Genomic DNA, 22772 nt, shown 5'->3' on the forward strand with positions numbered 1-22772 from the left:
GTCCTGAGGGCTTAGTCTGATCCCCAAGACAGGGCGCAAGGGAGAAGCCATGACCGGGACGGGACTGCCGCTTGAGGGCGTGAGGGTCATTGAGATGACCCATATGGTGATGGGTCCGACCTGCGGCATGATCCTCGCGCAACTCGGCGCCGAGGTGATCAAGGTCGAACCGCCGGTCGGCGACAAGACCCGCAGCTTAGGGGGCATGGGGGTCTCGTTCTTCCCGCTGTTCAACCGCGGCAAGCGCAGCGTCGTGCTCGATCTCTCCAGGGCGGAGGATCGCGAGACCATGGACCGGCTGCTCGCTAGCGCCGACGTGTTCGTGGAGAATTTTCGCGACGGTGCGCTTGAAAAGCAGGGCCTCGGAACCGAGGAGTTGCGCCGCAAGCATCCGCATCTGATCGTGGCCGGCCACAAGGGATTCTTGTCCGGCCCCTATGAGCATCGTCCGGCGCTCGACGAGGTCGTGCAGATGATGTCGGGGCTCGCCGCGATGACCGGGACGCAAACCAAACCACAGCGGGTCGGTTCTTCCGCCAACGACATCATGGGCGGCATGTTCGGCGTGATCGCGATTCTCGCCGCGCTCTACCAGAAGCGCGGTGGCAACAAGGACGGCGCCGATATCAGGATAGGGCTGTTCGAGAACTGCCTGTTTCTCGTCGCGCAGCACATGGTCGAGTATGAAATGACCGGCCGCAAGCCGCGCTCGATGCCGGAGCGCGAACATGCCTGGCCGATCTACGATATCTTCGACACCGCCGGTGGTGGCCGCATCTTCATCGGCGTGGTCACCGAAGGTCACTGGCAGAGTTTCTGCCGCGAATTTGGGCTAATCGAATTTCTGGATGATCCGACCTTGACCAACACAACGGAGCGGATCATGGCGCGGGACCGGATCATTCCGCGCGTCGCCGAAATGGTCAAAGGCTGGAACGTCACCGAGCTGTCAGCCAGGCTTGACGCGCTGAACATCTGCTTCTCGCCGATCAACCGGCCTGAGGATTTGCTGCAAGACCCGCATGTGCTGCGCCCCGGCGGGCTCGTCAACAATTTCAACGCCGATGGCGCGCCGTTCCGCGTGCCCGCATTGCCGGTGGAATGGAACGGCGGCAATATCGGCGAAGGGCTGCATGTTCCTGTGCTTGGCGCCGACACCGAGGCTGTGAGAGCCGAACTGAACAAACAAACTTCAACCGATAACGCTGCGTGAGGCTGCCATGACCCGTCTTCAGGACGTCTATCCCGACAACAAGATCATTCTGCGCGAAGTGGGCCTGCGCGACGGGCTGCAGCTGGTGAAGAAGTTTCCGTCCACTGCCGCCAAGCAGCGCTGGATCCGCGACGAATATGCCGCTGGCGTGCGCCATTTCGAGGTCGGCTCGTTCCTGCCCGCGAAAACCTTTCCGCAATTCACCGATGTGCGCGACATTATCGCGACCATCGCGTCGCTGCCGGGCGCCTATGGCATCGCGCTGACGCTGAACGAGCGCGGCGTCAACGAGGCGCTGGCATCAGGCGTGGCTGAAGTCGCCACCGTGGTCTCGGCGACCGAAGAACACAGCCAGGCCAATGCCAATCGCAGCAGAGAATCCGCGATCGCCAACGTCAAGCGGCTTTGTGAATTGCGCGACGCCACTGCGCATAAGCCTGTCGTGAATGCTGCGATCTCGATGGCGCTGGGCTGTTCGATCGTCGGTGCCGTCGATCCGAAGGAAGTGATCAGGATTGCAGAAAAGCTGTTCGAGGCCGGTGTCGACATGGTCGCGGTCGCCGATACGGTCGGCTATGCCGGGCCGAGGCAGGTCGGCGAACTAACGGCGGCCGTGGTGAAGATCGCGGGATCAAAACCCGTCTGCATTCATCTGCACGATACCCGCGGCATGGGCATCGCCAACGCCTCGGCAGCGCTCGATGCCGGCGCGCGGGTGCTCGACGGATCGCTGGGGGGCCTCGGCGGCTGCCCGTTCGCACCGGGCGCGACCGGCAATGTCGTGTTCGAGGATCTCGTGTTCCTGTGCGAGAGCAAGGGTTTTGCCACCGGCATCGATATCGAAAAACTGGTCGCGGTGCGCGGAATCCTGAAATCGGAAATGCCGGACGAGCAGCTCTATGGCGGCATGGCGCGTGCTGGATTGCCGTGCGGAACGGCGGCCAAGGCGGCGTGACTTAGAACTTGTAGGGTGGGCAAAGGCGCGCTTGCGCCGTGCCCACCATCTAGTGCCGCGCTCTGAATGGTGGGCACGCTTTGCTTTGCCCACCCTACGGTCCTCACTCCTAGTCGTGCTTGTGGGCGTGCTTACGCGCCTTCGGCTTCTTGTCCGCCGCTGCTGTCGGGATCATCACCACGCGGCCGTAGCGTACGCCGCGCTCGGCGATGATGTGGTCGGCGAAATGCCGGACCTCGCCGGAGGCGCCCTTCAGGGCCGTCACCTCCATGCAGCTGTCGTCGTCGAGATGGACGTGCAGCGTCGCCAGCGACAGATCGTGATGGCCGTGGAAATTCTGCACCAGCCGTTTCGAGAGGTCGCGCGCGGCGTGGTCGTAGACATAAACCAGCGCGGCGACGCATTGCCCTGACGGCGCGGCGTCCTCGGCGCTTTGCTGCAGGCCTGATCGGGCGAGGTCGCGGATGATCTCGGAGCGGTTCTGGTAGCCGCGCGCTTCGGCTGCGGCGTCGATCTCGGCGAGCAGATCGTCTTCGATCGTGATGGTGATCCGTTGCATCTGGGATTCCGTGGTTTCGGCAGTATGATATTCTTATTGTATCGTCATACCGGGCTTGCTAGCGTGAGGGGCCGGGTTAGGTGTAGCGCAGTCGTTCTCGGACTGTAGCAGTTATCATGCGGGGGCAAGGCGGTGCGTAGAGTCTTGTTGCGGGTATTTTCCGCTACGGCTTCTTCTGCTGTCCTGATGCTCCCGGCCGAGGCACAAGAGCGGGCGGCTCAACCTGGCCAGCTCCCGCCTGTCACCATCACCGCATCAGACCCGACGCCCAAGCGGGCCGCCCGGTCAAAACCGTCGCAAAATCGTGGCGCGCGGAACAGAACGGCCATCAACTCGAACCAGCCGGCAATTGCGGGCGCCAGCGGCGTGGCGCCTGATACGTCATCCGATGGCGTTGCTGCCTTGCAGCCCACCGCCGCCAGCGCCGTGCGCATCAGCGGCGCGGAAGTGAATGCCGTTCCGTTTCTGCGGCCCGGGGAGGCGCTGGAGGCCGTGCCCGGGCTGATTATCACCCAGCATTCCGGAGAGGGCAAAGCCAACCAGTATTTTCTGCGCGGCTTCAACCTTGACCACGGAACTGATCTGTCCATCAAGGTAGACGGCATGCCCGTCAACATGCCGACGCATGGCCACGGACAAGGCTACGCCGATATCAACTTTCTGATCCCTGAGCTGATCCAGTCGCTGAATGTCCGCAAGGGTCCGTATTTTGCCGATGTCGGCGACTTCAGCTCCGCCGGGTCGGTCGAAATCGACTACCTCACCAGACTGCCGAAAAATCTGGCGGAGCTCACCGTTGGCAGCTTCGGATATCGGCGCGGGGTGGCCGCCGGTTCAGTCACGGTCGGTGCGGGCACGCTGCTCTCCGCCATCGAAGGGGTCAAGTACAACGGTCCATGGGACGTGCCGGACGATGTGCGCAAGATCAACGGCGTCATGCGCTACAGCCAGGGTACCGCGACCGACGGATTGACGCTGACGGCCATGGCCTATTCCAACGCCTGGAATTCGACCGACCAGGTCGCGCAGCGCGCCATCGACCAGGGCGTGATCGGCCGCTTCGGTACGCTCGATCCGACCGACGGCGGCGTGGCCAGCCGCTTCAGCCTGTCCGGCAATTTTGCGCATTCGAGCGAATACGGGCAGAGCAAGATCAATGCCTATGTCGTCCGATCCAACCTGCAGCTCTACAACAACTTCACCTATTTCCTCGACGACCCCGTCAATGGCGACCAGTTCAACCAGCTCGACAGCCGCACCCTCGGCGGCTTCGATGCACGGCACGCCTTCGATTGGCGCCTCGGCGGGCTAGAGACCCAAACGCGCGTCGGTCTGCAAAGCCGTTATGACGATATCCATGTCGGCCTGTTCAAGACGCAGCAGCGAGGCTGGCTTTCAACCGTGCGCGAGGACCGCGTAAGGGAAGGCAATGTCGGCGTCTGGATGGACAGCACCACGCGCTGGACAGACTGGCTGCGTACCACTGTCGGCATTCGCGAGGATGTCTTTGCCGGCAGCGTTCGGAGCGACACGCCTGAAAACTCCGGCAATGCGCAGGCTTCGATGGCGAGCCCGAAGGCCGGCATCGTGCTTGGGCCCTGGTACAAGACGGAGTTTTTCGGCAATGCCGGCTACGGCCTGCACTCCAACGACATCCGTGGTGCGACGATCACGGTCGATCCGGTCGACAAGGTAACGCCGCAGGATCGCGTGCCGCTGCTGGTGCGGTCGAAAGGCGCCGAACTCGGAATCCGTACCAAGGCGGTCGAAGGCCTCACAAGTTCGGTCGCGGTCTTCATGCTCGACTTCGATTCCGAGTTGCTGTTCGTCGGCGATGCCGGCACCACCGAGGCCAGCCGGCCGAGCCGCCGGGTCGGCGTGGAGTGGACCAACAAGTACAAGCCGGTGCCCTGGCTGACGTTCGATCTGGATGTTGCGTATACACGCGCCCGCTTTACCGACTTCGATGCCGCGGGCGATCGCATCCCCGGTGCACCGGCCTGGATTGCGAGTGGCGCCGTCACCTTCGGCCATGAGACGGGCTGGTTCGGCGCGCTGAAGGGACGCTATTTCGGACCGCGTCCGCTGATCGAGGACGACAGCGTGCGTTCGCTGTCATCCCTGATCTTCAATGCGCGGGCGGGCTACCGATTCGACAGCGGCATACGCCTGCAGCTCGACGTGCTCAATCTGTTCAACGCGAAGACCAACCAGATTGAGTATTATTATCTGTCGCGGTTGCCGGGCGAGCCGATCGACGGTGTTGCGGACCGCCATGTGCATCCGGCAGAGCCGCTGGCGGTGCGACTGACGTTGGCGGGGAGATTCTAGCGCATTCCGATGCCGCCAATCGGGCCTCGTGGTTCGAGACGCGCGGCTTTGCCGCGCTCCTCACCATGAGGGTCTAAGACGTCATCCTGAGCAAGTAGACCTCATCCTGAGGAGCCGCAAAGCGGCGTCTCGAAGGATGAAGCCAACTGGAATATGCGTTAGAACTTACGCCGCCTCGAATGCCTTGCCGCGCCGTCGGGCGCGGCGTTCCGGCGAGCGGACCTGGACGTACTCCACGGCGAGGTAATGCTCCGACACGGTCACGCGTTCGACCATGGTCGCTACCGCGACCTCGATCACTTCTTCAGCCGAAACCGGAAGCGGCGCCGCTTCGTCAATCTCTTCAGGAACAAGCGACGGCGACCCGACTTCTGGAAACACACCGAATTCGCCCGCTACCTCCTGGAGCGGCTTCTGCTTGTCGGCCCAATGCAAGGCCAGATAGTCGAAGCCATGCACGATGGTGGGTTTGACGACTTCGAAATAGGGCGAGATATCGAAATCGCGCGGCATGTAGAGCGACGAATCGCGAATGTGGAGAATTTCGCGCCGGGCCTTTCGCGAGGCGGCGCGCGTGATCTTGGGCAGGATCGGATATCGCACGGCGTCGAACGCCTGCGCGATCAGCGCCGAGCAGATGATTTTGGTTGGATCGCCGGAACCGAACGCGATCAGGCGCCGCCGCCAGCGCTGCGGCACCGGCAGCGGGAACAGATATCGCGCCAGGTCGACGATGTTCTTGGTGTCGTAGCCGAAGCCGATCCGGTTGATGGCGTAGCGGCACACCGTGATGCGGTCCTCATAGGACAGTCCGACCGGACGGCAGAGGCGGGTGTGATAGGGATAATATTTCGACAGCGGCGCCGAGGTCACGCCTTCGCCGATATTGGCCTCGATCAGGACGTGCGGTTCGCCGTCCGGTTCCGTCGCGCCGTCGATCGGGCCGACATAGAGCGCGGCGTGCGACCAGGTCGATTGCGTGAGGTATTTGATGATGCCGGAAATGCGGTTGTTGCCTTCGACCAGCAGCACGTCGCCGGGCTCGATGACGCCGCGCAGATGCTCGGGGTCACTGGGCGTGAACGGTTCATAGCCCGGGACTTCCTTCTGCAGGTAGCCCGCAATCAACTGGCCAATCGTATCGAGCATTACGCCCATGAAATCCCCCCGCGGTTCTTTGACCGCTTTTATGTTCCATTAGCATGGTCGCAAGCCGTTTCAATTTAGTTCATGCGTGAAGCCGGTCAATCATGATTGATTTACCATGAGTGTTGCTGCGCACGGTGAGATGCGGCAGAGTTCGCTAGCTGTTCTCTTTGCTTCAAGGCCCCGGAAACCATGACATGACAATGACTCGCCGCGATTTCCTCTCGGCGTCCGCTGGCCTGGCGGCGATGCCGGTTTTCGGTGGGCGGGCAGGGGCCGCGCCGCTGCCCCGCGAGGCTGACATTGTCGTGATCGGCGCCGGCGCCGCCGGCATTGCTGCGGCGCGGCGGATCATGGCAGCGAACCGCAAGGTGATCGTGGTGGAAGCGGCGGGCCAGATCGGCGGGCGCTGCCAGACCGACACCACCACCTTCGAGGTGCCGTACGATCGCGGCGCACGCTGGATGCACAATCCCGAAACCAACCCGATGATCAAGCTGGCGCGATCCGCCGGGCTCGAGATCATCACCGCGCCGTCGGGCCAGAAAATCCGTATCGGCCGCCGCAACGCCCGCGCCGGCGAGACCGAGGAGTTTCTTGCAGCTTTGGTGCGCGCCAACCGCGCCATCGACGAGGCTTCGCGCCGGCTCGACGTCTCCTGCGCCTCGGCGCTGCCGAAGGACCTCGGCGACTGGGCCGGCACCGCCGAATTCGTGCTCGGCGCCAATTTCGCCGGCAAGGACCTGAAGGATATCTCCGTTGTCGACAAGGTCCGCGCGCAGGATCGCAACACCGCGATCGCCTGCCGTCAGGGGCTCGGTACGCTGATCACGAAACTCGGCGAGCAGGTGCCGTTGGCGCTGTCGACGCCCGCGAACCGAATTTCCTGGGGCAGCCGCGACGTTGCGGTGGAAACGCCGTCCGGCAAGATCGTCGCGCGCGCCGCCGTCGTGACGGTCTCGAGCAACGTGCTGGCGGCGGGCAACATCAAATTCACGCCCGACATCCCCAAACGCACGCTGGATGCCGCCGCCAAACTGAGCCTCGGCAGCTATGACCGCATCGCGCTGCAAATGCCGGGCAATCCGCTGGGGCTCGCCCGCGACGACATCATCATCGAGCAGAGCAACTCGACGCGCACCGCCTTGCTGTACGCCAATATGGGGTCATCTTCGCTGTGTTCGATCGACGTCGCAGGCTCGTTCGGCCGCGATCTCTCCGCGCAGGGCGAGAAGGCCATGATCGCGTTTGCGGTGGAGTGGTTGACCAAGCTGTACGGCAGCGAGATTGCGGCGGCGGTGAAGAAGTCGAGTGCGACGCGCTGGAACGCCGCGCCATTCGCGCTCGGCGCGATGTCCGCGGCCGGGCCGGGCGCGCAGGCGTCGCGAAAGGTTCTGACCGAGCCGTTCGGCTGCATGTACCTGGCCGGCGAAGCCACGCATGAGACCTTGTGGGGCACGATCGACGGAGCCTGGGAAAGCGGCGAGCGCGCCGCCGAAGCGGCGTTGCGCAGGATCGGCGCGTTGAGAGATCCCGAACCGGCGGCGCCGCCACCGAAGCAGCGGCGCCGCGCCCCGGAGCCGAAAGCGGCAATGCCATCCTCGCAGTTCAACTGATGGCGCGACCGAAGGCGCTGATCTCCTGGTCGAGCGGCAAGGACAGCGCGTTTGCGCTGCACGAAGCGCGGCGCGCGGGCGAATTCGATGTGGTGGGCGCGCTGACCACCGTGACGGAGACGTTCGGCCGCGTTTCGATCCACGGCGTGCGGCAGGAGATCCTGCAGGCGCAATGCGAAGCCGCAGGCCTGCCGCAACGGATCGTGCCGATCCCCTATCCTTGCCCGAACGAGATCTATGAGGCCCGGATGGGCGAAGCGGTCGCGCAAGCGGTCGCCGACGGCGTCACGCATATGATCTTCGGCGACTTGTTCTTGCGCGATATCCGGGCCTATCGCGAAGCGAAACTCGCCGGCACCGGCATCACACCAATCTTTCCGCTCTGGGACCGGCCGACGCCCGAACTGGCGCGGGCGATGATGGAATGTGGTCTGGAAGCCTATCTTGCGACCGTCGACATGAAAAAGCTCGCGGCCGAATTCGCGGGCCGCAAATTCGATACGCAACTGTTGGCGGACCTGCCTGATAGCGTCGATCCTTGCGGCGAGAACGGCGAATTCCACACCTGCGTGGTGGCGGGACCGATGTTCTCGCATCGTCTTTCCGTCAGCACCGGTGAGCACGTCGAGCGCGACGGCTACGCCTATTGCGATCTGGTGATCCAGACCGCGAACTCATAAAGCTATGCTCACCATTAGTTAGCCGTATGGCTAACCGTTATTGACACGCCTCTGTGTCCCCACTATAGTTAGCTTTATGGCTAACCAATCAACGCAGCTCGACCACGTTTTCGGGGCCCTGTCCGACGCGACCCGTCGGGCGATCGTCATGCGACTATGTGATGGCGAGGCATCCGTCGGAGAGCTGGCGAAGCCGTTCGAAATGGCGCTGCCGAGCCTGATGAAACACATCCGCATTCTGGAGAGCAGCGGCCTCGTGACGTCCGAGAAGACCGGTCGCGTCAGGATGTGCTCATTGCAGACGGAAGCTCTCGCAACGGTCGAGGTCTGGTTGGCGACCCAAAGAGAGATCTGGGAGCAACGACTGGATCGACTGGAAATGTACGTCGAGAAACTGAAGAAAAGGGAGAAGTCCAATGTCCGCAAACGCAAGTGAAAATGATGCGCCGCTGTCCACTTGGGCTCTCGATCGGGAGATCGTCCTCTCGCGCGTGATCAACGCGCCGCGAGAGCTCGTTTTCTCCGCCTGGACTGATCCGCGTCATCTCCCCCAATGGTTTGGTCCGGCCGGCTTTAAGGTCGAGACAAAGTCAATGGATATCCGCGTCAACGGCGAATGGCGGTTCGATATGATCGCGCCCGACGGCAAGCGATATACGAACCGGATGCAGTTCCGGCGCATCGAGAGGCCGCATTTGATCGAGATCGATCATGGCGCCGACAAAGACAACGATCCCGGCATATTCCGCACCACCATCACGTTCGATGAGCAGAGCGATGGCAAGACCGTCATCACTTTGCGGCAGTTGCATCCGACGAAGGCTCAGCGCGACGCGGGGATCGGATTCGGCGCGGTCGAATTCGGGTATCAGACCCTCGATAAACTGGCGCAGCACGTCGAACGCGATGGCGATCTAGTGCTGGAATAAATTTCGTCGTCCCGGCGTTCGCCGGGACGACGCAGAATTTGGAATCGTGCGGCCGTTAGCGCAGCACGCCATCCAGCAGCGGCAGGCCGGCGATCACGGCCATCGCGATCAGTGCGTAGCAGATCGCGCGGAACAATGACTCGCTGGCGCGGCCGAACAGGGAGGCGCCGAGCCAGACGCCGATGCCGTAGATTGGTCCGACCACCAGCGAAAACTTGATCGCTTCCATCGTGATCAGCCCGGTCAGGCTGTAGCTGACGACCGAGAACAAATCCGAGGCGCCGAAGAACAGCAGGATGTTCGCCCGTGCGATGTTGGAGGCGATCGGCCGGCCGAGCCAATAGCCGACGATCGGAGGCCCGCCGGTCTGCGCCAGCCCGCTGCAAAAGCCGGATACGCCGCCGATGCCGACCGAAATACTTGCGTGGTCCTTGCCCCGGTAGCGCCAGCCGGAAAGCAGCAGCAAGAGCAGCGCAAACACGAAGGCGGAAATGATCCAGCGGGTGGTGACCGGCTCGAGCCGGCTCAGGAAATAGGTGCCGATGGGAACGCCGATCAGGGCGCCGAACACCATCACCGCGGTTGCCCGGCGATCGGCCTGTTTCCACGCGTTCGGGACCAGCGGCGCGGCTGCGATGAAGTCGATGATCAGCAGCAGTGCCGCTACCAGCTGCGGCGCCGCCATGCTGCTCGCCAGCGGCATGAAGATCAGCGCGGAGCCGAAACCGGAAAACCCGCGCGCCAAGCCGGACACGAACGCAATCGCGCAGATCGCGATTGCGGCGGTGAGGCTGACGCTGGCGGGGATCAGGCCTTCGAGGCTCATGTTCTGTTTCTAGAACGTGTTTTTGGGCGTGATGTCCGAACCGCTCACGCCGTTCGGCATCAAGCGCGCAAGGTGCCGCCGGTCTTCTTGGTCACCTCGGCCACGATCTTCGCCGCCACCGCGTCGATCTCCTGGTCGGTGAGCGTCTTTTCGCGCGGCTGGATGGTCACGGCAATCGCGACCGACTTCTTGGCCTCGTCGATGCCCTTGCCCTCGTAGACGTCGAACACGGTGACAGCAGTGATCAGCTTCTTGTCGATACCCTGCGCGGCGCGCACGATATCGCCCGCCTTGACGGCGCGATCGACGATGAAGGCAAAATCGCGCGACACCGGCTGGAACGCGGAAAGTTCCAGCACCGGCTTGGCGCGGGTCGGCTTCTGCTTGGCGTCGGGAACGCGATCGAGGATCACTTCGAACGCGATCAGCGGCCCGTCGGCGCCGAGCGCCTCCAGCGTGCGCGGATGCAGCTCGCCGAAATAGCCGAGCACGTTTTGCGGACCGATCTGGATGGTGCCGGAACGTCCCGGATGCAGCCAGCTCGCACCACCAGGTACGATCTGCAGCGCCTGCATCGGCGCGCCGGCAGCCGCGAGCACCGCGAACGCGTCGGCCTTGGCGTCGAGCGCATCGACCTCCGCCGAGCCGGACCAGTGCCGTCCCATGCCCTTTGCCGAGGCAAAGCCGTGGCGCACGCCGGAAGCCGCGACCAGCTGGTCTTCCGGCTTGTCGCCCTTGAAGACCTGGCCGACCTCGAACAGCGCGACATCGGACGAGCCGCGATTGGCATTGGCCTGCGCGGCGGCGATCAGGCCGGGCAGCAGGCTCGGGCGCATGTCGGAGAGATCAGATGCGATCGGATTGGCGAGCGCGAGCTCGGCCTGTCCGCCGCTGAACAATTCGGCCGCAGGTTTTGAAATGAACGACCACGTCACCGCCTCGACCATGCCGCGGGCGGCCAGTGCGCGCTTGGCGCGGCGGGTGCGGAGCTGGATCGTGGTGAGCACCGGCTTGCGCGGCGCGTCACCGCGCTCGAACGGCGTCATCGGCACCTTGTCGACGCCGACGATGCGCACGATCTCCTCGACGATATCGGCCTTGCCTCCGATATCCGTACGCCAGGATGGCACAGCGATCTTCACGACCGGACCGCTGCCGGCCACCATGAAGCCGAGATGGCTGAGGATGCGCTTCATCTCGACCAGCGGCACTTCGATGGCGGCGAGGCGCTTGACCTCGCTGAGCGGGAAGTCGATCACGCGATCTTCGCCGAAGGGGTTGCCGACAACGACGTTCTCCGACGGCGTGCCGCCGCACAGTTCCATCACCATTTTGGTCGCGAGCTCGAGCCCAGGCACCATGAAGGCCGGATCGACCCCGCGTTCGAAGCGATAGCGCGCGTCCGAATTGACGCCGAGCTTGCGGCCGGTCTGTGCGATGTTGATCTCGTTCCACAGCGCCGATTCGATCAGCACGTCGGTGGTGTTCTCGTCGCAGCCGGAGGCTTCGCCGCCCATGATGCCGGCCAGTGACTCCACGCCATGCTCGTCCGCGATCACGCAGATGCCGGGATCGAGCGTGTAGGTGCGGCCGTCGAGCGCCAGAAGGCTCTCGCCGTCGCGCGCGCGGCGCACGGTGAGATTGCCTGTCACCTTTTTGGCGTCGAACACATGCAGCGGCCGGGCGCGGTCATAGGTCATGAAATTGGTGATATCGACCAGCGTGTTGATCGGACGCAGTCCGATCGAGGTCAGGCGCTTCTGCAGCCATTCGGGCGACGGGCCGTTCTTGACGCCGCGCACCAGCCGCAGCGCAAATCCCGGGCACAGCGTGGCGTCTTCCACCGTCACCGTCACCGGACAGGGGAACTCACCCTTGATCGGGCGGATACCGGGATCCCTGAACTTGCCCATGTCGGCGGCGGAAAGATCGCGGGCGATGCCATGCACGCCGGTGCAATCCTGCCGGTTCGGCGTCAGGTTGATCTCGATCATGGGATCGCCGAGCCCGGCCCATTGCGCGTAGGGCGTACCGACGGGCGCATCGGCCGGCAGCTCCATGATGCCGTCATGGTCTTCGGAAATCTGCAGTTCGGCCGCCGAGCACAGCATGCCGCGGCTCTCGACGCCTCTGATGGTGCCGACGCCAAGCGTGATGTTCTTGCCGGGAATGAACGTGCCCGGAGGCGAGAACACGCTGATCAGGCCGGCGCGCGCGTTCGGCGCGCCGCAGACCACCTGCACCGGTGCGCCCAAGCCTTGTTCGTTTTTTGCGCCGGTATCGACCATGCAAACGCGCAGGCGATCCGCATTCGGATGCTGCTCGGCCGAAATCACCCGCGCAATCGAGAACGGCGCCAGCGCCTTCGCTTTGTCCTCGATCTGCTCGACCTCAAGCCCGATCATGGTGAGCTTGTCGGCGAGCTTTTCCAGGGGTTCGTCGGTGTCGAGATGTTCCTTCAGCCAGGAGAGCGTGAATTTCATGGCTGCTTTTTCTCCACGCGGATGGTCGGCTCCCTCTCCCGCTTTCGGGGGAGGGTTGGGGTGGGGGCTCTCTCCGCGACGGCGGCGGCAATTGTTTCAAGGACGCCTGCGCGATTCGTCATGACGTCGAGGTTGCTGAATCGGAGGACCTTGAAGCCTCTCGCTTCGATAACGGCTGAGCGTGCGGCGTCAGCCTGCTCGCCCTTATCCGAATAATGTTGCCCGCCATCGAGCTCGATAGCTAACCTGGCCGAATGACAGGCGAAGTCGATGATGTAGTTTTTGATCGGCACCTGGCGCCGGAAGCCTGTTCCGTTCAGCCTGTTATCGCGGAGTTCGGACCAGAGGATTCGTTCAGCGTCGGTGGAATTCTTTCTGAGTTCGCGCGCGTGCGTGCGGAGTTTCTTCGAGACGTTCCAAGTGGGATTTTCTGGATCAACCATAGACACCTCCGGCGTGGAGAGACCCCCACCCCAACCCTCCCCCGCAAGCGGGAGAGGGGGTCTTGACCTGTCGCGCGGCGCGATTCGTATCACTGAGACGCTCGCTATTTACCCCAAGCGCGGTCCATTCCCTCTCCCGCTTGCGGGGGAGGGTTAGGGTGGGGGCTCTCTCCGCGACGGCGGTCCCTATGGGAGTCACGTGCTCAATCCTCCCGCCAGCGTCGGGATGTCGAGGGGCTTGAAGCCGTAATGGCTGAGCCAGCGCACGTCGCTGTCGAACAGCTGCCTGAGATCGGACATGCCATATTTGAGCATCGCGATGCGATCGATGCCCATGCCCCAGGCGAAGCCCTGATAGACGTCGGGATCGATGCCGCAGGCGCGCAGCACGTTCGGATGCACCATGCCGCAGCCGAGAATCTCCAGCCAGTCCTCGCCTTCGCCGAACCGGATTTCACCCTTGTCGCGCCGGCACTGGATGTCGACCTCGAGCGAGGGCTCGGTGAACGGGAAGAACGACGGCCGGAACCGCATGTTGATGTGATCGACCTCGAAGAACGCCTTGCAGAACTCGTGCAGGATCCATTTGAGGTGGCCGAGATGCGAGCCCTTGTCGATGACGAGGCCTTCGACCTGGTGGAACTGCGGCGTATGCGTCGCGTCGGAATCGATGCGATAGGTGCGGCCCGGGCAGACCACGCGGATCGGCGGCTTCTGGTTCAGCATGGTGCGCACCTGCACCGGCGAGGTGTGGGTGCGGAGCAGCATGCGCGAATTGTCTTCCTTCGGATTGAAGAAGAACGTGTCGTGCATCTCCCGCGCCGGATGGCCTTCGGGGAAATTCAGCTTGGTGAAGTTGTAGTCGTCGGTCTCGATATCCGGACCTTCGGCGATCGCAAATCCCATGTCGGCGAAGATCGATGTCAGCTCATCCATCACCTGGCTCAGCGGATGGATGCGGCCCTGCTCGGCCACCGCGTCGCGCAGCGGCAGCGTGACGTCGATGGTCTCGGAAGCGAGGCGGGCGTCGAGCGCTGCCGATTTGAGGATATCGCGGCGCGCGGTCAGCGCCTGCGTGACCTTGTCCTTGGCGACGTTGATCGCGGCGCCCTGGGTCTTGCGTTCGTCCGGCGCCATTTTGCCGAGCGTTGCCAGCAGCGCCGAGATCGATCCCTTCTTGCCGAGCGCGGCAACGCGCACCGCTTCGAGCGCGGCTTCGTCGGCGGCGCCGGCGATATCGGTGAGGATGGTCTGTTCGAGTGTGGTGAGGTCGGACACGGTCAAATCTCTTTCGCAAAAGGCCGCCGGTTGTCGCCGCTCCCGGGCTGAAACGTCAAGCAAAAAGCCCGTAACTGGAGCAGGGGGCATTTGAACCCTTGATCCCGCACGCTCTACTCACGGGTGAGTTCGAGAAGGAGCAATTGATGCGTTTTGGACCTGGAGTGGCCGTTCTGGCCCTCGTTCTGTCGTTTGCCGCACCTGCCGCTGCCGAAGATTGTCCGGCGAAGTCCAGGGACGACGTCGTGACGGCGATGAAGACGGCGAGCTGCAACCGTGCCATGCAAATCGCCTCGGCCTGCTCAGGCGGGGCTACCGGCGACGTCGGGCTCACCGACGCCGTTGAAGAGAGATGCGAGGGCGACTTCCTCGCCCGCCTCAAGGCGCAGCAGAAAAAGGCCTATCAGCGCGAAAAGGATGCCTGCGACCGCAAGTTCAGCCACGAAGAGGGAACGATGTATATTTCGTTCGCGGCATTCTGCCGGGCGAAAGTCGCCCAGCGCTACTCGCAGCGAGCACTGAAAGCCGCGAGCCCTGCACGGGCTCGCTGACGCCTCAAGTCGGGTGCCGTTTCAGGTACCTTGGAACCTCAGGCTGCGAGCGCAGCCTTGGCCTTTTCAGCGATCGCCTGGAACGCCGCCGGCTCGGTGATGGCGAGATCCGACAGCACCTTGCGGTCCACCGTGATGCCCGACTTCGAGAGGCCGTTGATAAAGACGCTGTAGGTCATGCCGAAGGGGCGGACCGCAGCATTGATGCGCTGGATCCAAAGCGCGCGGAACGTGCGCTTCTTGCGCTTGCGGTCACGGAAGGCATATTGCCCGGCCTTTTCGACCGCGGCCTTGGCGGCGCGGATGGTGTTCTTGCGGCGGCCGGAAAAGCCCTTGGCGGCCTTGTAGACTTTCTTGTGCTTGGCGTGAGAGGTCACACCGCGTTTGACGCGAGACATGACTGCTATCCTTAAAATCTGAAATCAGGTGACGGATTGCCGCGCGCACGCGGCCGGCTAAATCGGAAATGCGAGCGCGATCAGGCGTTCGGCAAGAAGTACTTCTTGACGTTGTCGCCGTCGGTCTTGAACAGCACGCGCGTGCCGCGGAGCTGACGAATCTGCTTCTTCGTCCGCTTGATCATGCCGTGGCGCTTGCCGCGCTGGGCGTGCATCACTTTGCCGGTGGCAGTCACCTTGAAGCGCTTTTTAGCGCCTGACTTGGTCTTCAGCTTGGGCATTTGGCTCTCCTATGGCCACAGGAAAACGCGCCCCGAGGGACGCTTCTGCGGCTTAAAATGCTCGTTAGAGCGTTGATAGTGCTCAGGTTTTTTCGAAAACGAAACCACCCGCACGGGGTCATCGACACGGCAGCCCTTAATCAGCCGGGCGATGAAGGCTGGGCTTATGGCAGACCAGACGCATGTTTGCAACGTTGAACCGGTAAACCCTGTGCTGTGACGTAGTCGTTGATGTGATCCCAGTCTCAGCCCTGGCAGGACCAAAATGACCAGATTTCATCGTTCCATTTGCCGCCTCCCCGCCTTTTCCCGCTTTTCGACCCTGCGCTGGCTCCCCGTGTTCGCGGCGCTTGCCGTGACCGCGGTGCCCTCCTCCGCCGACGCGGCCAGGGCCTCAGGCGCCTACAACGGCACCTGGAACGTGGTGTTCGCCACCAAGCGGGGCAATTGCAGTTCCGGCTACAGCGTCCCGTTCCAAGTGACGGGAACCCGGGTGTCATCGGCAGGCGGCGGCAGGGTCTCCGGCTCGGTCAGCCGTGGCGGCGCGGTTGCCGTCAATGTGTCGGTTGGCGCATCCAAGGCCAGCGGCGGCGGCCGGCTCGCCGGCACCAGCGGCGCCGGCTCATGGAGCGGCATCATCACCGGCGATCGCTGCAGCGGTACCTGGCAGGCCACGCGCAGCTGACTTTGCCGTATCCGCCGCATTGGCTGTAGCTTGACGACACGCGCGAACGACGCGGCTCGATCAAGGGACGTCTGATGCTGGGAGTAGGTATTCTGGGCGCCGGATTTTTCGGCGCCTTTCATGCGCGTGCGATTGCGGCCGTTCCGGATGTCAGCATCGTCGCGGTGTGCGCTGAGGAACTGGCGCTCGCCGAAGTTTTCGCCGCCGAACATGGCGGCAGGCCATATGGCGATTGGCGCGCAATGCTGGCTGACAAGTCGGTCGACGCCGTCGCGATCACGGCCCCGCATCATTTGCATTGCGAGCTGGCGGTGGCCGCGCTGCAGGCCGGCAAGCACGTGTTGCTGGAAAAGCCGATGGCGCTGTCGGTGGCCGAATGCAGCCGCATCATCGCGGCCGCCGAAACCGGCCGGCGCAAATTGATGGTCGGGCAGATCATGCATTTCGTGTGGCCCTGCCTCGTCGCGCGCGAAATCCTGGATCGCGGTGAACTCGGCAGGCCCGTGACGGGGTCGAGTTTGCTGCAGAAAATCTGGATGGAGCAGAACCGCCGTGGCTGGCACCTCGATCCCTTAACCGGCGGCGGCATGCTGCTGACCGCCGGGATCCATGCGCTGGACCAGCTCGTCTGGCTGATGAATGGCCGGGTCGGGTCGGTTTCGGCCGCGGTCAGCACGTCGTTTCACGATCAAAAAGCCGATGACAGCGCCATGATGCTGCTGCGCTTTACCGACGGCCGGTTCGCCCAGGTGGCCAGCATCGGCTTCCGGGACGGTGGCGGAACTTTCGACATAGACCTCGTCTGCGAGCGCGGAACGCTGCGCATCGACTTCGATCGCGGGGTTGCCATCGGACAGAATGGAAAGTGGACCGACGTTCCGAACTCCCATGATCCTGCCTGGATGCAGAACGCCGTCGTCAGGGAATGGCAGGCGATGGCGGCTGCGATCGTTCATGACGCGGATGTGCCTGTTACCGGCGCCTACGGCCGGCACATCATTGCGTGCATCGATGCCGCCATGATCTCGGGCCGAGAACGCCGGGATGTGGAAGTCGAGGCGTGACGCCAATTGAAAACGCCCCCGGATCAATTCCAAGGGCGTGTTTCGCTATCGATTGAACGCGTATTGCCGATCAGCGCGGTGCCAGCACCATAACGACCTGGCGGCCCTCGAATCGCGCGTCCTGCTCGACCTTGGCGAACTCGGCGACGTCGGCCTTGACCTTGTCCAGGAGCTTGGTGCCGATCTCCTGGTGGGCCATTTCGCGGCCGCGGTAACGCAAGGTGATCTTGACCTTGTCGCCTTCCTCGAAGAACCGCTGCATCGCGCGCATCTTCACGTCGTAATCGTGATCGTCGATCATCGGCCGCAGCTTGATCTCCTTGATCTCGACGACCTTCTGCTTCTTGCGGGCCTCAGCGGCTTTTTTCTGCGCGGAATATTTGAACTTCCCGTAGTCCATGATCTTGCAAACGGGAGGATTATTGTTCGGCGAAATCTCGACAAGATCCATGCCGGCCTCAACGGCCATCTTGACGGCCACCACGGTCTCGACCGTTCCGTGGTTGGTGCCGTTCTGATCGATCAGCTGGATCTGCGCGTTGCGGATTTCATCATTGGTGCGCGGCCCGTCTTTGGCTGCAGCGGGCGGGGCTCTGTTGGGACGGCGAATGGGTAATTCTCCAATGCTGTGAAGGAAGGCTATATTTTGAAGCAATACGCGGCGCTGAGCAAGCGAACTCGCTGTCTGCGCTCGAAAACCGTCAAATGCGAGGCATTTTGGTCACGCCCGGCAAATATAGCGCAGCGGCAGGTTCTGCAAGGACAGCCCCGAGATTGCCTGTGCGTTTGCGCGCAGTTGACCGGTGGTTGACCCAAGAGATGGGCTCGCCGACAAAGCAGCGGGCAAGAGTAGCGAATCCATGACCAATTCAGCGGTAAACGATCAGGAACCGGCCTTCATCGAGGTGGGTAGCGGCGAGGACAAGCGCAAAATCGCGGTGCGGGCCCGGGCCGGAGGTACTCCCGGCCTGATCTGGCTGGGTGGGTTCAACTCCGACATGAAGGGCACCAAGGCGCTGGCGCTGGATGCCTGGGCCGCCGAACAGGGTCGCGCCTGCGTCCGGTTCGACTATTCCGGCCATGGCGAATCCGGCGGCGCCTTCATCGACGGCACCATCGGGCGCTGGCTGGAGGAGAGCGTTGCCGTGTTCGCGCGGTTTTGTCGCGGCCCCCAGGTCGTGATCGGCTCGTCGATGGGCGGCTGGATGGCGCTGCTGCTGGCGCGCGAGATCGCAAAGCGGGAAGCGAGCCCGGCGGCATCGCAAGCGAGCCCGGCATCGCAAGCGAGCCAGGCGAGCTTGGCGGGACTGGTGCTGATCGCACCGGCGCCCGACTTCACCGAGCAGTTGATGTGGAACAACTTTACGCCCGAAATTCAGCAGGAGATCCAGACCAAGGGTGTCTGGATGCGGCCGTCACAATATGGCGACGGCGCGCCCTACCCGATCACGCGGGCGCTGATCGAGGACGGCCGCAATCACCTCCTGCTCGGCAGCGCCATCGAGGTCGGTTGCCCCGTCCGCATCCTGCAGGGCGCGCAGGATCCTGACGTGCCGTGGCAGCACGCGTTCGCATTGGCGCAGCGGCTGCCGAGCGAGGACGTGGTGCTGACCATGATCCAGGACGGCGATCACCGCCTGTCGCGGCCGCAGGATATTGCGCGGATGATCGCCGCGGTGGCGGAGATCGGGTAAGTTCTCACCACAACTACGGTGTCATCGTCCGCCTTGTGCGCAATTGCGCACTGGAGCGGACGATCCAGTACGCCGGGACATCTCGATTCATCTCACGCTCTCTGGAATACTGGATGCCCCGCCTTCGCGGGGCATGACAAGGATAGGCCGGGAGAAAACCCCATGAACACATCGGAGCTGCTGCGCGCGTTCTGCGACGGCGTCGAACAGCACAACGGCAAGGCATTCGCCGAATTGTTCACCGAGGACGGCGTCTATCACGACGTGTTCTACGGCGCCTTCGCCGGCCGCGTTAAAATCGCCGAGCTGATCGACGACTGGTTCTATCGCACGGCCACCGATTTTCGCTGGGACATGCATAGCCCCGTCAGCGACGGCAAGACGCTCTATGCGCGCTATACGTTCAGCTACCGCTCGACGCTGCCGGACGCCAAGGGCGCGCGGGCGATGTTCGAGGGCGTGTCGATCATGCGGCTGCGCGACGGCAGGATTCTCGAATACCACGAGGTCGCCAACACCGCGCCGGCTTTCGTCCAGCTGAATTTCGCGCCGGAGCGCATCGCCAAGATCGTCGCCAAGCAGGGCGCCGCGCTGAAGGCGCGGCCCGAGATGGCGCGGCATTTGGTGGAGTGACGGCGCAGCCGTCATTCCGGGGCGATGCAAAGCATCGAACCCGGAATCTCGAGGTCCCGGGTTCATCGCTGCGCGATGCCCTCAGATGCGCAATTGCGCATCGGGGAACGACGGGAGGAATTACGGCGGCGGCACGTTCGTCATCGGCTTCTTCTGCGCCAATGCGGCCACCGTCGACGTGCCGATCGGGCCTTTTTCGTCATAGAGCCAGCACTCGCCGATGGCGACGCCGTCGCTGGCGTGATGGTTGACGACGTCGAAGCCGATCCATCGCGTCACCGGCAGCCGGTGCAGATACAATGTGACGTCGCTGTTGATGTAGCCGAGGCCCTTATCGCCCGCATTGGCAAACGGGCTCGCAAAATCCGCGCCGGTGGCGACATGGACGAAGGGCGACACCGGCACGCCCTCGACCAGCTCACGGACCTCGCTCATCCACAATCGCCGCGGGCCGAGCGAGCCCATGTGGCCTGCGATCGGCCTGGTCGTCCATTTGCCGTTCATGCCGAGCTTGGGGTCGGTCGGCGCCGGGATCGTTTCGGGCAGCGGCGCGTCCCAGTTCGACGGCGACCAGACATTGCCCGGCGCATTTTCCGTCCGGCGCAACAACTGGCAGGACGCGCGCGCCATTCGGGTGGTGCCGGAGAAAAACTCGGCTTCCACCACCTTGATCCGCAGGCCCTCGCGGATCAGCCGCGTGGTGACCTCCACCGGTGTGTGGATGTCCGGCAGGCGGAACATGTCGACCGTCAGCCGTGCCGGCACGAACTCGTCGGAGCCGTGGCGCTCCTCGATCACGTGGGCCAGAAGGCCGACCACGACGCGACCATGCATCGAGCTCGGGTCCCACGGACCGTTCGAAACTGGATTGGGGATGAAGGCGTCGCCGTTTTTGGCGAAGAAGGGCTGGTTTGTCATGACCGGCGAACATGACGGAAACCGCGCGATAAAATCAAGAGTGCACGGAACGATGACCCTCATGGTGAGGAGCGCGTCTTCGCGCGTCTCGAACCATGAGGCCACAGACGGGCCTGCATCCTTCGAGACGCGGCGAAGTCGCCGCTCCTCAGGATGAGGAACTGGCACCGTCAGCTATCCACCCATTCCGCGCGAACGCCTGCGTCGGTCTCGCCGGCTGCTGCGCGGTTCGCCAGTGCGGCAAAGGCTTCCGGTGGCATCAGCTGCGACAGCGCCCAGGCCGCCGCGCCCCGCACCAGCGCGCTTTCGTCGTCAAGCAGTCGTTCCGCCTCATGCGCCAGTGATGCATCGCCGGAGTTGCCGACCGCAATCAGCACATTGCGAATGAAGCGGTCGCGCCCGATACGCTTGACCGGCGATTTCGCAAACAGCGCGCGAAACGCGCCGTCGTCGAGCCGGGCCAATTCCGAAAGTGGCGGTGCGCGCAATTCCGTGCGGGCGGCGAGTTTTGTCTCGCGCCCTTGTTGCGCGAACTTGTTCCACGGGCATATCGCGAGGCAATCGTCGCAGCCATAGATGCGGTTGCCGATCGCCTTACGGAATTCGCGCGGGATCGGGCCCTTGTTTTCGATCGTGAGATAGGAAATGCAGCGGCGCGCGTCGAGCTTGTAGGGCGCCGGGAATGCTGCGGTCGGGCAGATGTCCTGGCACGCGCGGCAGGAGCCGCAACGATCGGCGTCCGCCTCATCGCGCGGCAGGTCGGAGGCGGTGTAGATCGCGCCGAGAAACAGCCATGATCCAAATTCGCGCGACACCAGATTGGTGTGCTTGCCCTGCCAGCCCAATCCAGCCGCCTGCGCCAGCGGCTTTTCCATCACGGCCGCGGTATCGACGAACACTTTGACTTCGTCGCCCGACATCGCGACCAGCCATCGCGCGAGCGCCTTGAGGCGCTTCTTGATCAAATCGTGATAGTCGTCACCTTGCGCATAGACCGAGATCGCACCGCGCGTGCGCTTTTCGAGAATGTGCAGCGGATTTTCATCTGGCCCGTAATTGACGCCGAGCATGATCACCGAGCGCACGCCGGGCCACAACACGCGCGGATCGGTGCGGCGCTCGGGGCTGGCGGCGAGCCAGTCCATGTCGCCATGGGCGCCGGTCTGAAGGAATTCGCGAAAATGCATGCCGGCCTGAGCGATCGCTTCGGGACCGGTGACGCCGATGCTATCGAAGCCGAGCGCGCGCGCTTCATGCGCCAGCGCGGCCTTGAGGTCTTCGCCGGAGAGCTTGACGGCCTTGTTCAGAAGTCGAGGTCCACGTAGCTCTGCGACGCCGGTACGCCGGCCAGCCATTCGCTCAGCAACGGGCGGAACGACGGGCGGGATTTCACCCGCGCGTACCACGCCTTTGCCGCGTCGTCCTCGCTCCATGGCACGTCGCCCAGATAATCGATCGCCGAAAGATGCGCCGCGGCGGCGAGGTCCGCGTAGGTCAGCCGGTCGCCGGCAAGGAAGTTCCGGGTCTGCGCCAGCCAGCCGATATAGGCCAGATGATAGCGCACATTGACCTTGGCCGCGCGGATCACGTCGGCCGCCGGGGCGCCGCCGCCATTCTCCTCGCTCATGAAGCGCTTGTAGATGCGCTCGGTCACCAGCGGATTGGAGGCCTCCTCGAAAAACTTCTCGTTGAACCATGCCATCAGGCGGCGCACCTCGATGCGCTCGCCCATCGAGACCGGCAGCATCCGCCGCTCGTCGGCGCTGGGGCCATGCACCTCGTCGAGATATTCGGCGATGATGCCGACGCCGGGTATCGCGGGATAACCTTCGGCGATCAGGACCGGCGTGGTGCCCGCGGGGTTGAGCGCGAGAAACGCCTCGCGACGTTCCCAGACCCGTTCTTCCACCAGGCGCAAATCGAGGCCGTGTTCGCCGAGGATCAGGCGAATGAAGCGCGAATGCGGACAGAACGGATGATGGTGCAGCGTGTACATGAAGTCCTTGACTTGGAAGTCTTTAGATTAGGAATCATTGGGGTTAGTTCGCGGCGCTTAAGAAACTCTCAATCTCTTCAAGGCCGCGTCATC

Annotated in this window: 24 protein-coding genes; 12 read left to right on the forward strand and 12 right to left on the reverse strand. The window is 63.4% G+C overall.

The features are described 5' to 3' along the window. Positions 1–49 precede the first annotated feature (49 nt). On the forward strand, positions 50–1213 hold the full coding sequence (locus JQ641_RS07310) for a CaiB/BaiF CoA transferase family protein (RefSeq protein ID WP_211995336.1): 1164 nt from the start codon (positions 50–52) through the stop codon (positions 1211–1213). Positions 1214–1220: 7 nt separating this feature from the next. Continuing rightward, positions 1221–2168, forward strand: a complete 948-nt coding sequence (locus JQ641_RS07315) for a hydroxymethylglutaryl-CoA lyase (RefSeq protein WP_211995337.1) — start codon at positions 1221–1223, stop codon at positions 2166–2168. 109 nt (positions 2169–2277) lie between these two features. Here the strand turns inward: JQ641_RS07315 and nikR are convergent, their stop codons facing one another. Next, positions 2278–2727 (reverse strand): nickel-responsive transcriptional regulator NikR, encoded by a 450-nt coding sequence (nikR, locus tag JQ641_RS07320; RefSeq protein ID WP_211995338.1) that lies wholly within the window; start codon positions 2725–2727, stop codon positions 2278–2280. A 186-nt stretch (positions 2728–2913) separates the two neighbouring features. On the opposite strand from nikR, the gene JQ641_RS07325 reads away from it, so the two are divergent. After that, complete coding sequence (locus JQ641_RS07325) at positions 2914–5058, forward strand: TonB-dependent receptor (RefSeq protein ID WP_211995339.1); 2145 nt, start codon at positions 2914–2916, stop codon at positions 5056–5058. Between the two features lie 165 nt (positions 5059–5223). Here JQ641_RS07325 and JQ641_RS07330 read toward each other — a convergent pair whose 3' ends face one another. Beyond that, positions 5224–6216, reverse strand: coding sequence for a YiiX/YebB-like N1pC/P60 family cysteine hydrolase (locus tag JQ641_RS07330; RefSeq protein ID WP_211995340.1), 993 nt, complete (start codon positions 6214–6216; stop codon positions 5224–5226). Positions 6217–6401: 185 nt separating this feature from the next. Between JQ641_RS07330 and JQ641_RS07335 the strand changes: the two genes are divergently transcribed. The 4 genes from JQ641_RS07335 (at position 6402) to JQ641_RS07350 (ending at position 9429) form a co-directional block, all read left to right on the forward strand. Then, positions 6402–7820 carry a flavin monoamine oxidase family protein gene (locus JQ641_RS07335; RefSeq protein ID WP_211995341.1) on the forward strand — a complete coding sequence of 473 codons (1419 nt, stop codon included), beginning with the start codon at positions 6402–6404 and terminating at the stop codon, positions 7818–7820. Continuing rightward, complete coding sequence (locus tag JQ641_RS07340) at positions 7820–8500, forward strand: Dph6-related ATP pyrophosphatase (RefSeq protein WP_211995342.1); 681 nt, start codon at positions 7820–7822, stop codon at positions 8498–8500. The genes JQ641_RS07335 and JQ641_RS07340 overlap by 1 nt, the downstream gene beginning before the upstream one ends. 76 nt (positions 8501–8576) lie before the next feature. Next, the gene (locus JQ641_RS07345; protein ID WP_211995343.1) at positions 8577–8936 is read left to right on the forward strand and encodes an ArsR/SmtB family transcription factor; all 360 of its coding nucleotides are present in this window, start codon (positions 8577–8579) and stop codon (positions 8934–8936) included. Continuing rightward, positions 8917–9429: an SRPBCC family protein gene (locus JQ641_RS07350; protein ID WP_211995344.1), complete on the forward strand. Its 513-nt coding sequence runs from the start codon at positions 8917–8919 to the stop codon at positions 9427–9429. Before JQ641_RS07345 ends, JQ641_RS07350 begins: the two co-directional genes overlap by 20 nt. Positions 9430–9484: 55 nt before the next feature. Here JQ641_RS07350 and JQ641_RS07355 read toward each other — a convergent pair whose 3' ends face one another. From JQ641_RS07355 to pheS, 4 genes are all read right to left on the reverse strand, one after another. Beyond that, positions 9485–10255 (reverse strand): sulfite exporter TauE/SafE family protein, encoded by a 771-nt coding sequence (locus JQ641_RS07355; RefSeq protein WP_211995345.1) that lies wholly within the window; start codon positions 10253–10255, stop codon positions 9485–9487. A gap of 59 nt (positions 10256–10314) precedes the next feature. Then, positions 10315–12738 (reverse strand): phenylalanine--tRNA ligase subunit beta, encoded by a 2424-nt coding sequence (gene pheT, locus JQ641_RS07360; protein ID WP_211995346.1) that lies wholly within the window; start codon positions 12736–12738, stop codon positions 10315–10317. Continuing rightward, positions 12735–13181 carry an endonuclease domain-containing protein gene (locus JQ641_RS07365; protein WP_211995347.1) on the reverse strand — a complete coding sequence of 149 codons (447 nt, stop codon included), beginning with the start codon at positions 13179–13181 and terminating at the stop codon, positions 12735–12737. Before JQ641_RS07365 ends, pheT begins: the two co-directional genes overlap by 4 nt. Before the next feature lie 195 nt (positions 13182–13376). Beyond that, the gene (pheS, locus tag JQ641_RS07370; RefSeq protein WP_211995348.1) at positions 13377–14459 is read right to left on the reverse strand and encodes a phenylalanine--tRNA ligase subunit alpha; all 1083 of its coding nucleotides are present in this window, start codon (positions 14457–14459) and stop codon (positions 13377–13379) included. 146 nt (positions 14460–14605) lie between these two features. On the opposite strand from pheS, the gene JQ641_RS07375 reads away from it, so the two are divergent. Further along, the gene (locus tag JQ641_RS07375) at positions 14606–15010 is read left to right on the forward strand and encodes a hypothetical protein (RefSeq protein ID WP_211995349.1); all 405 of its coding nucleotides are present in this window, start codon (positions 14606–14608) and stop codon (positions 15008–15010) included. A 38-nt stretch (positions 15011–15048) separates the two neighbouring features. Here JQ641_RS07375 and rplT read toward each other — a convergent pair whose 3' ends face one another. Together rplT and rpmI are read right to left on the reverse strand one after the other, a co-directional pair. Then, entirely contained in the window at positions 15049–15408 is a 360-nt protein-coding gene (gene rplT / locus JQ641_RS07380) for a 50S ribosomal protein L20 (protein WP_192736192.1), read from the reverse strand. Between the two features lie 80 nt (positions 15409–15488). Further along, positions 15489–15689: a 50S ribosomal protein L35 gene (gene rpmI / locus JQ641_RS07385; protein WP_008539890.1), complete on the reverse strand. Its 201-nt coding sequence runs from the start codon at positions 15687–15689 to the stop codon at positions 15489–15491. A 265-nt stretch (positions 15690–15954) separates the two neighbouring features. On the opposite strand from rpmI, the gene JQ641_RS07390 reads away from it, so the two are divergent. Together JQ641_RS07390 and JQ641_RS07395 are read left to right on the forward strand one after the other, a co-directional pair. After that, entirely contained in the window at positions 15955–16374 is a 420-nt protein-coding gene (locus tag JQ641_RS07390; RefSeq protein WP_211995350.1) for a hypothetical protein, read from the forward strand. A 74-nt stretch (positions 16375–16448) separates the two neighbouring features. Beyond that, positions 16449–17438 (forward strand): Gfo/Idh/MocA family protein, encoded by a 990-nt coding sequence (locus JQ641_RS07395; protein ID WP_211995351.1) that lies wholly within the window; start codon positions 16449–16451, stop codon positions 17436–17438. Between the two features lie 70 nt (positions 17439–17508). Here JQ641_RS07395 and infC read toward each other — a convergent pair whose 3' ends face one another. Then, a complete protein-coding gene (gene infC, locus JQ641_RS07400; protein ID WP_211995551.1) occupies positions 17509–18048 on the reverse strand; it encodes a translation initiation factor IF-3 in 540 nt (179 codons plus the stop codon). Positions 18049–18298: 250 nt separating this feature from the next. Between infC and JQ641_RS07405 the strand changes: the two genes are divergently transcribed. Then, complete coding sequence (locus JQ641_RS07405) at positions 18299–19132, forward strand: alpha/beta hydrolase (RefSeq protein ID WP_211995352.1); 834 nt, start codon at positions 18299–18301, stop codon at positions 19130–19132. A 162-nt stretch (positions 19133–19294) separates the two neighbouring features. After that, positions 19295–19765, forward strand: coding sequence for a nuclear transport factor 2 family protein (locus JQ641_RS07410; RefSeq protein WP_211995353.1), 471 nt, complete (start codon positions 19295–19297; stop codon positions 19763–19765). A gap of 120 nt (positions 19766–19885) precedes the next feature. Here the strand turns inward: JQ641_RS07410 and JQ641_RS07415 are convergent, their stop codons facing one another. The 3 genes from JQ641_RS07415 to JQ641_RS07425 form a co-directional block, all read right to left on the reverse strand. Next, positions 19886–20683 carry an acyl-CoA thioesterase domain-containing protein gene (locus JQ641_RS07415; RefSeq protein ID WP_211995354.1) on the reverse strand — a complete coding sequence of 266 codons (798 nt, stop codon included), beginning with the start codon at positions 20681–20683 and terminating at the stop codon, positions 19886–19888. A 170-nt stretch (positions 20684–20853) separates the two neighbouring features. Then, positions 20854–22038, reverse strand: a complete 1185-nt coding sequence (gene queG, locus JQ641_RS07420) for a tRNA epoxyqueuosine(34) reductase QueG (protein WP_211995355.1) — start codon at positions 22036–22038, stop codon at positions 20854–20856. Further along, entirely contained in the window at positions 21987–22679 is a 693-nt protein-coding gene (locus JQ641_RS07425) for a glutathione S-transferase family protein (protein WP_211995356.1), read from the reverse strand. The genes queG and JQ641_RS07425 overlap by 52 nt, the downstream gene beginning before the upstream one ends. Between the last annotated feature and the right edge of the window lie 93 nt (positions 22680–22772).

Source organism: Bradyrhizobium sp. JYMT SZCCT0180, assembly GCF_018130165.1.
In the GTDB taxonomy this organism is placed as follows: Bacteria; Pseudomonadota; Alphaproteobacteria; order Rhizobiales; family Xanthobacteraceae; genus Bradyrhizobium.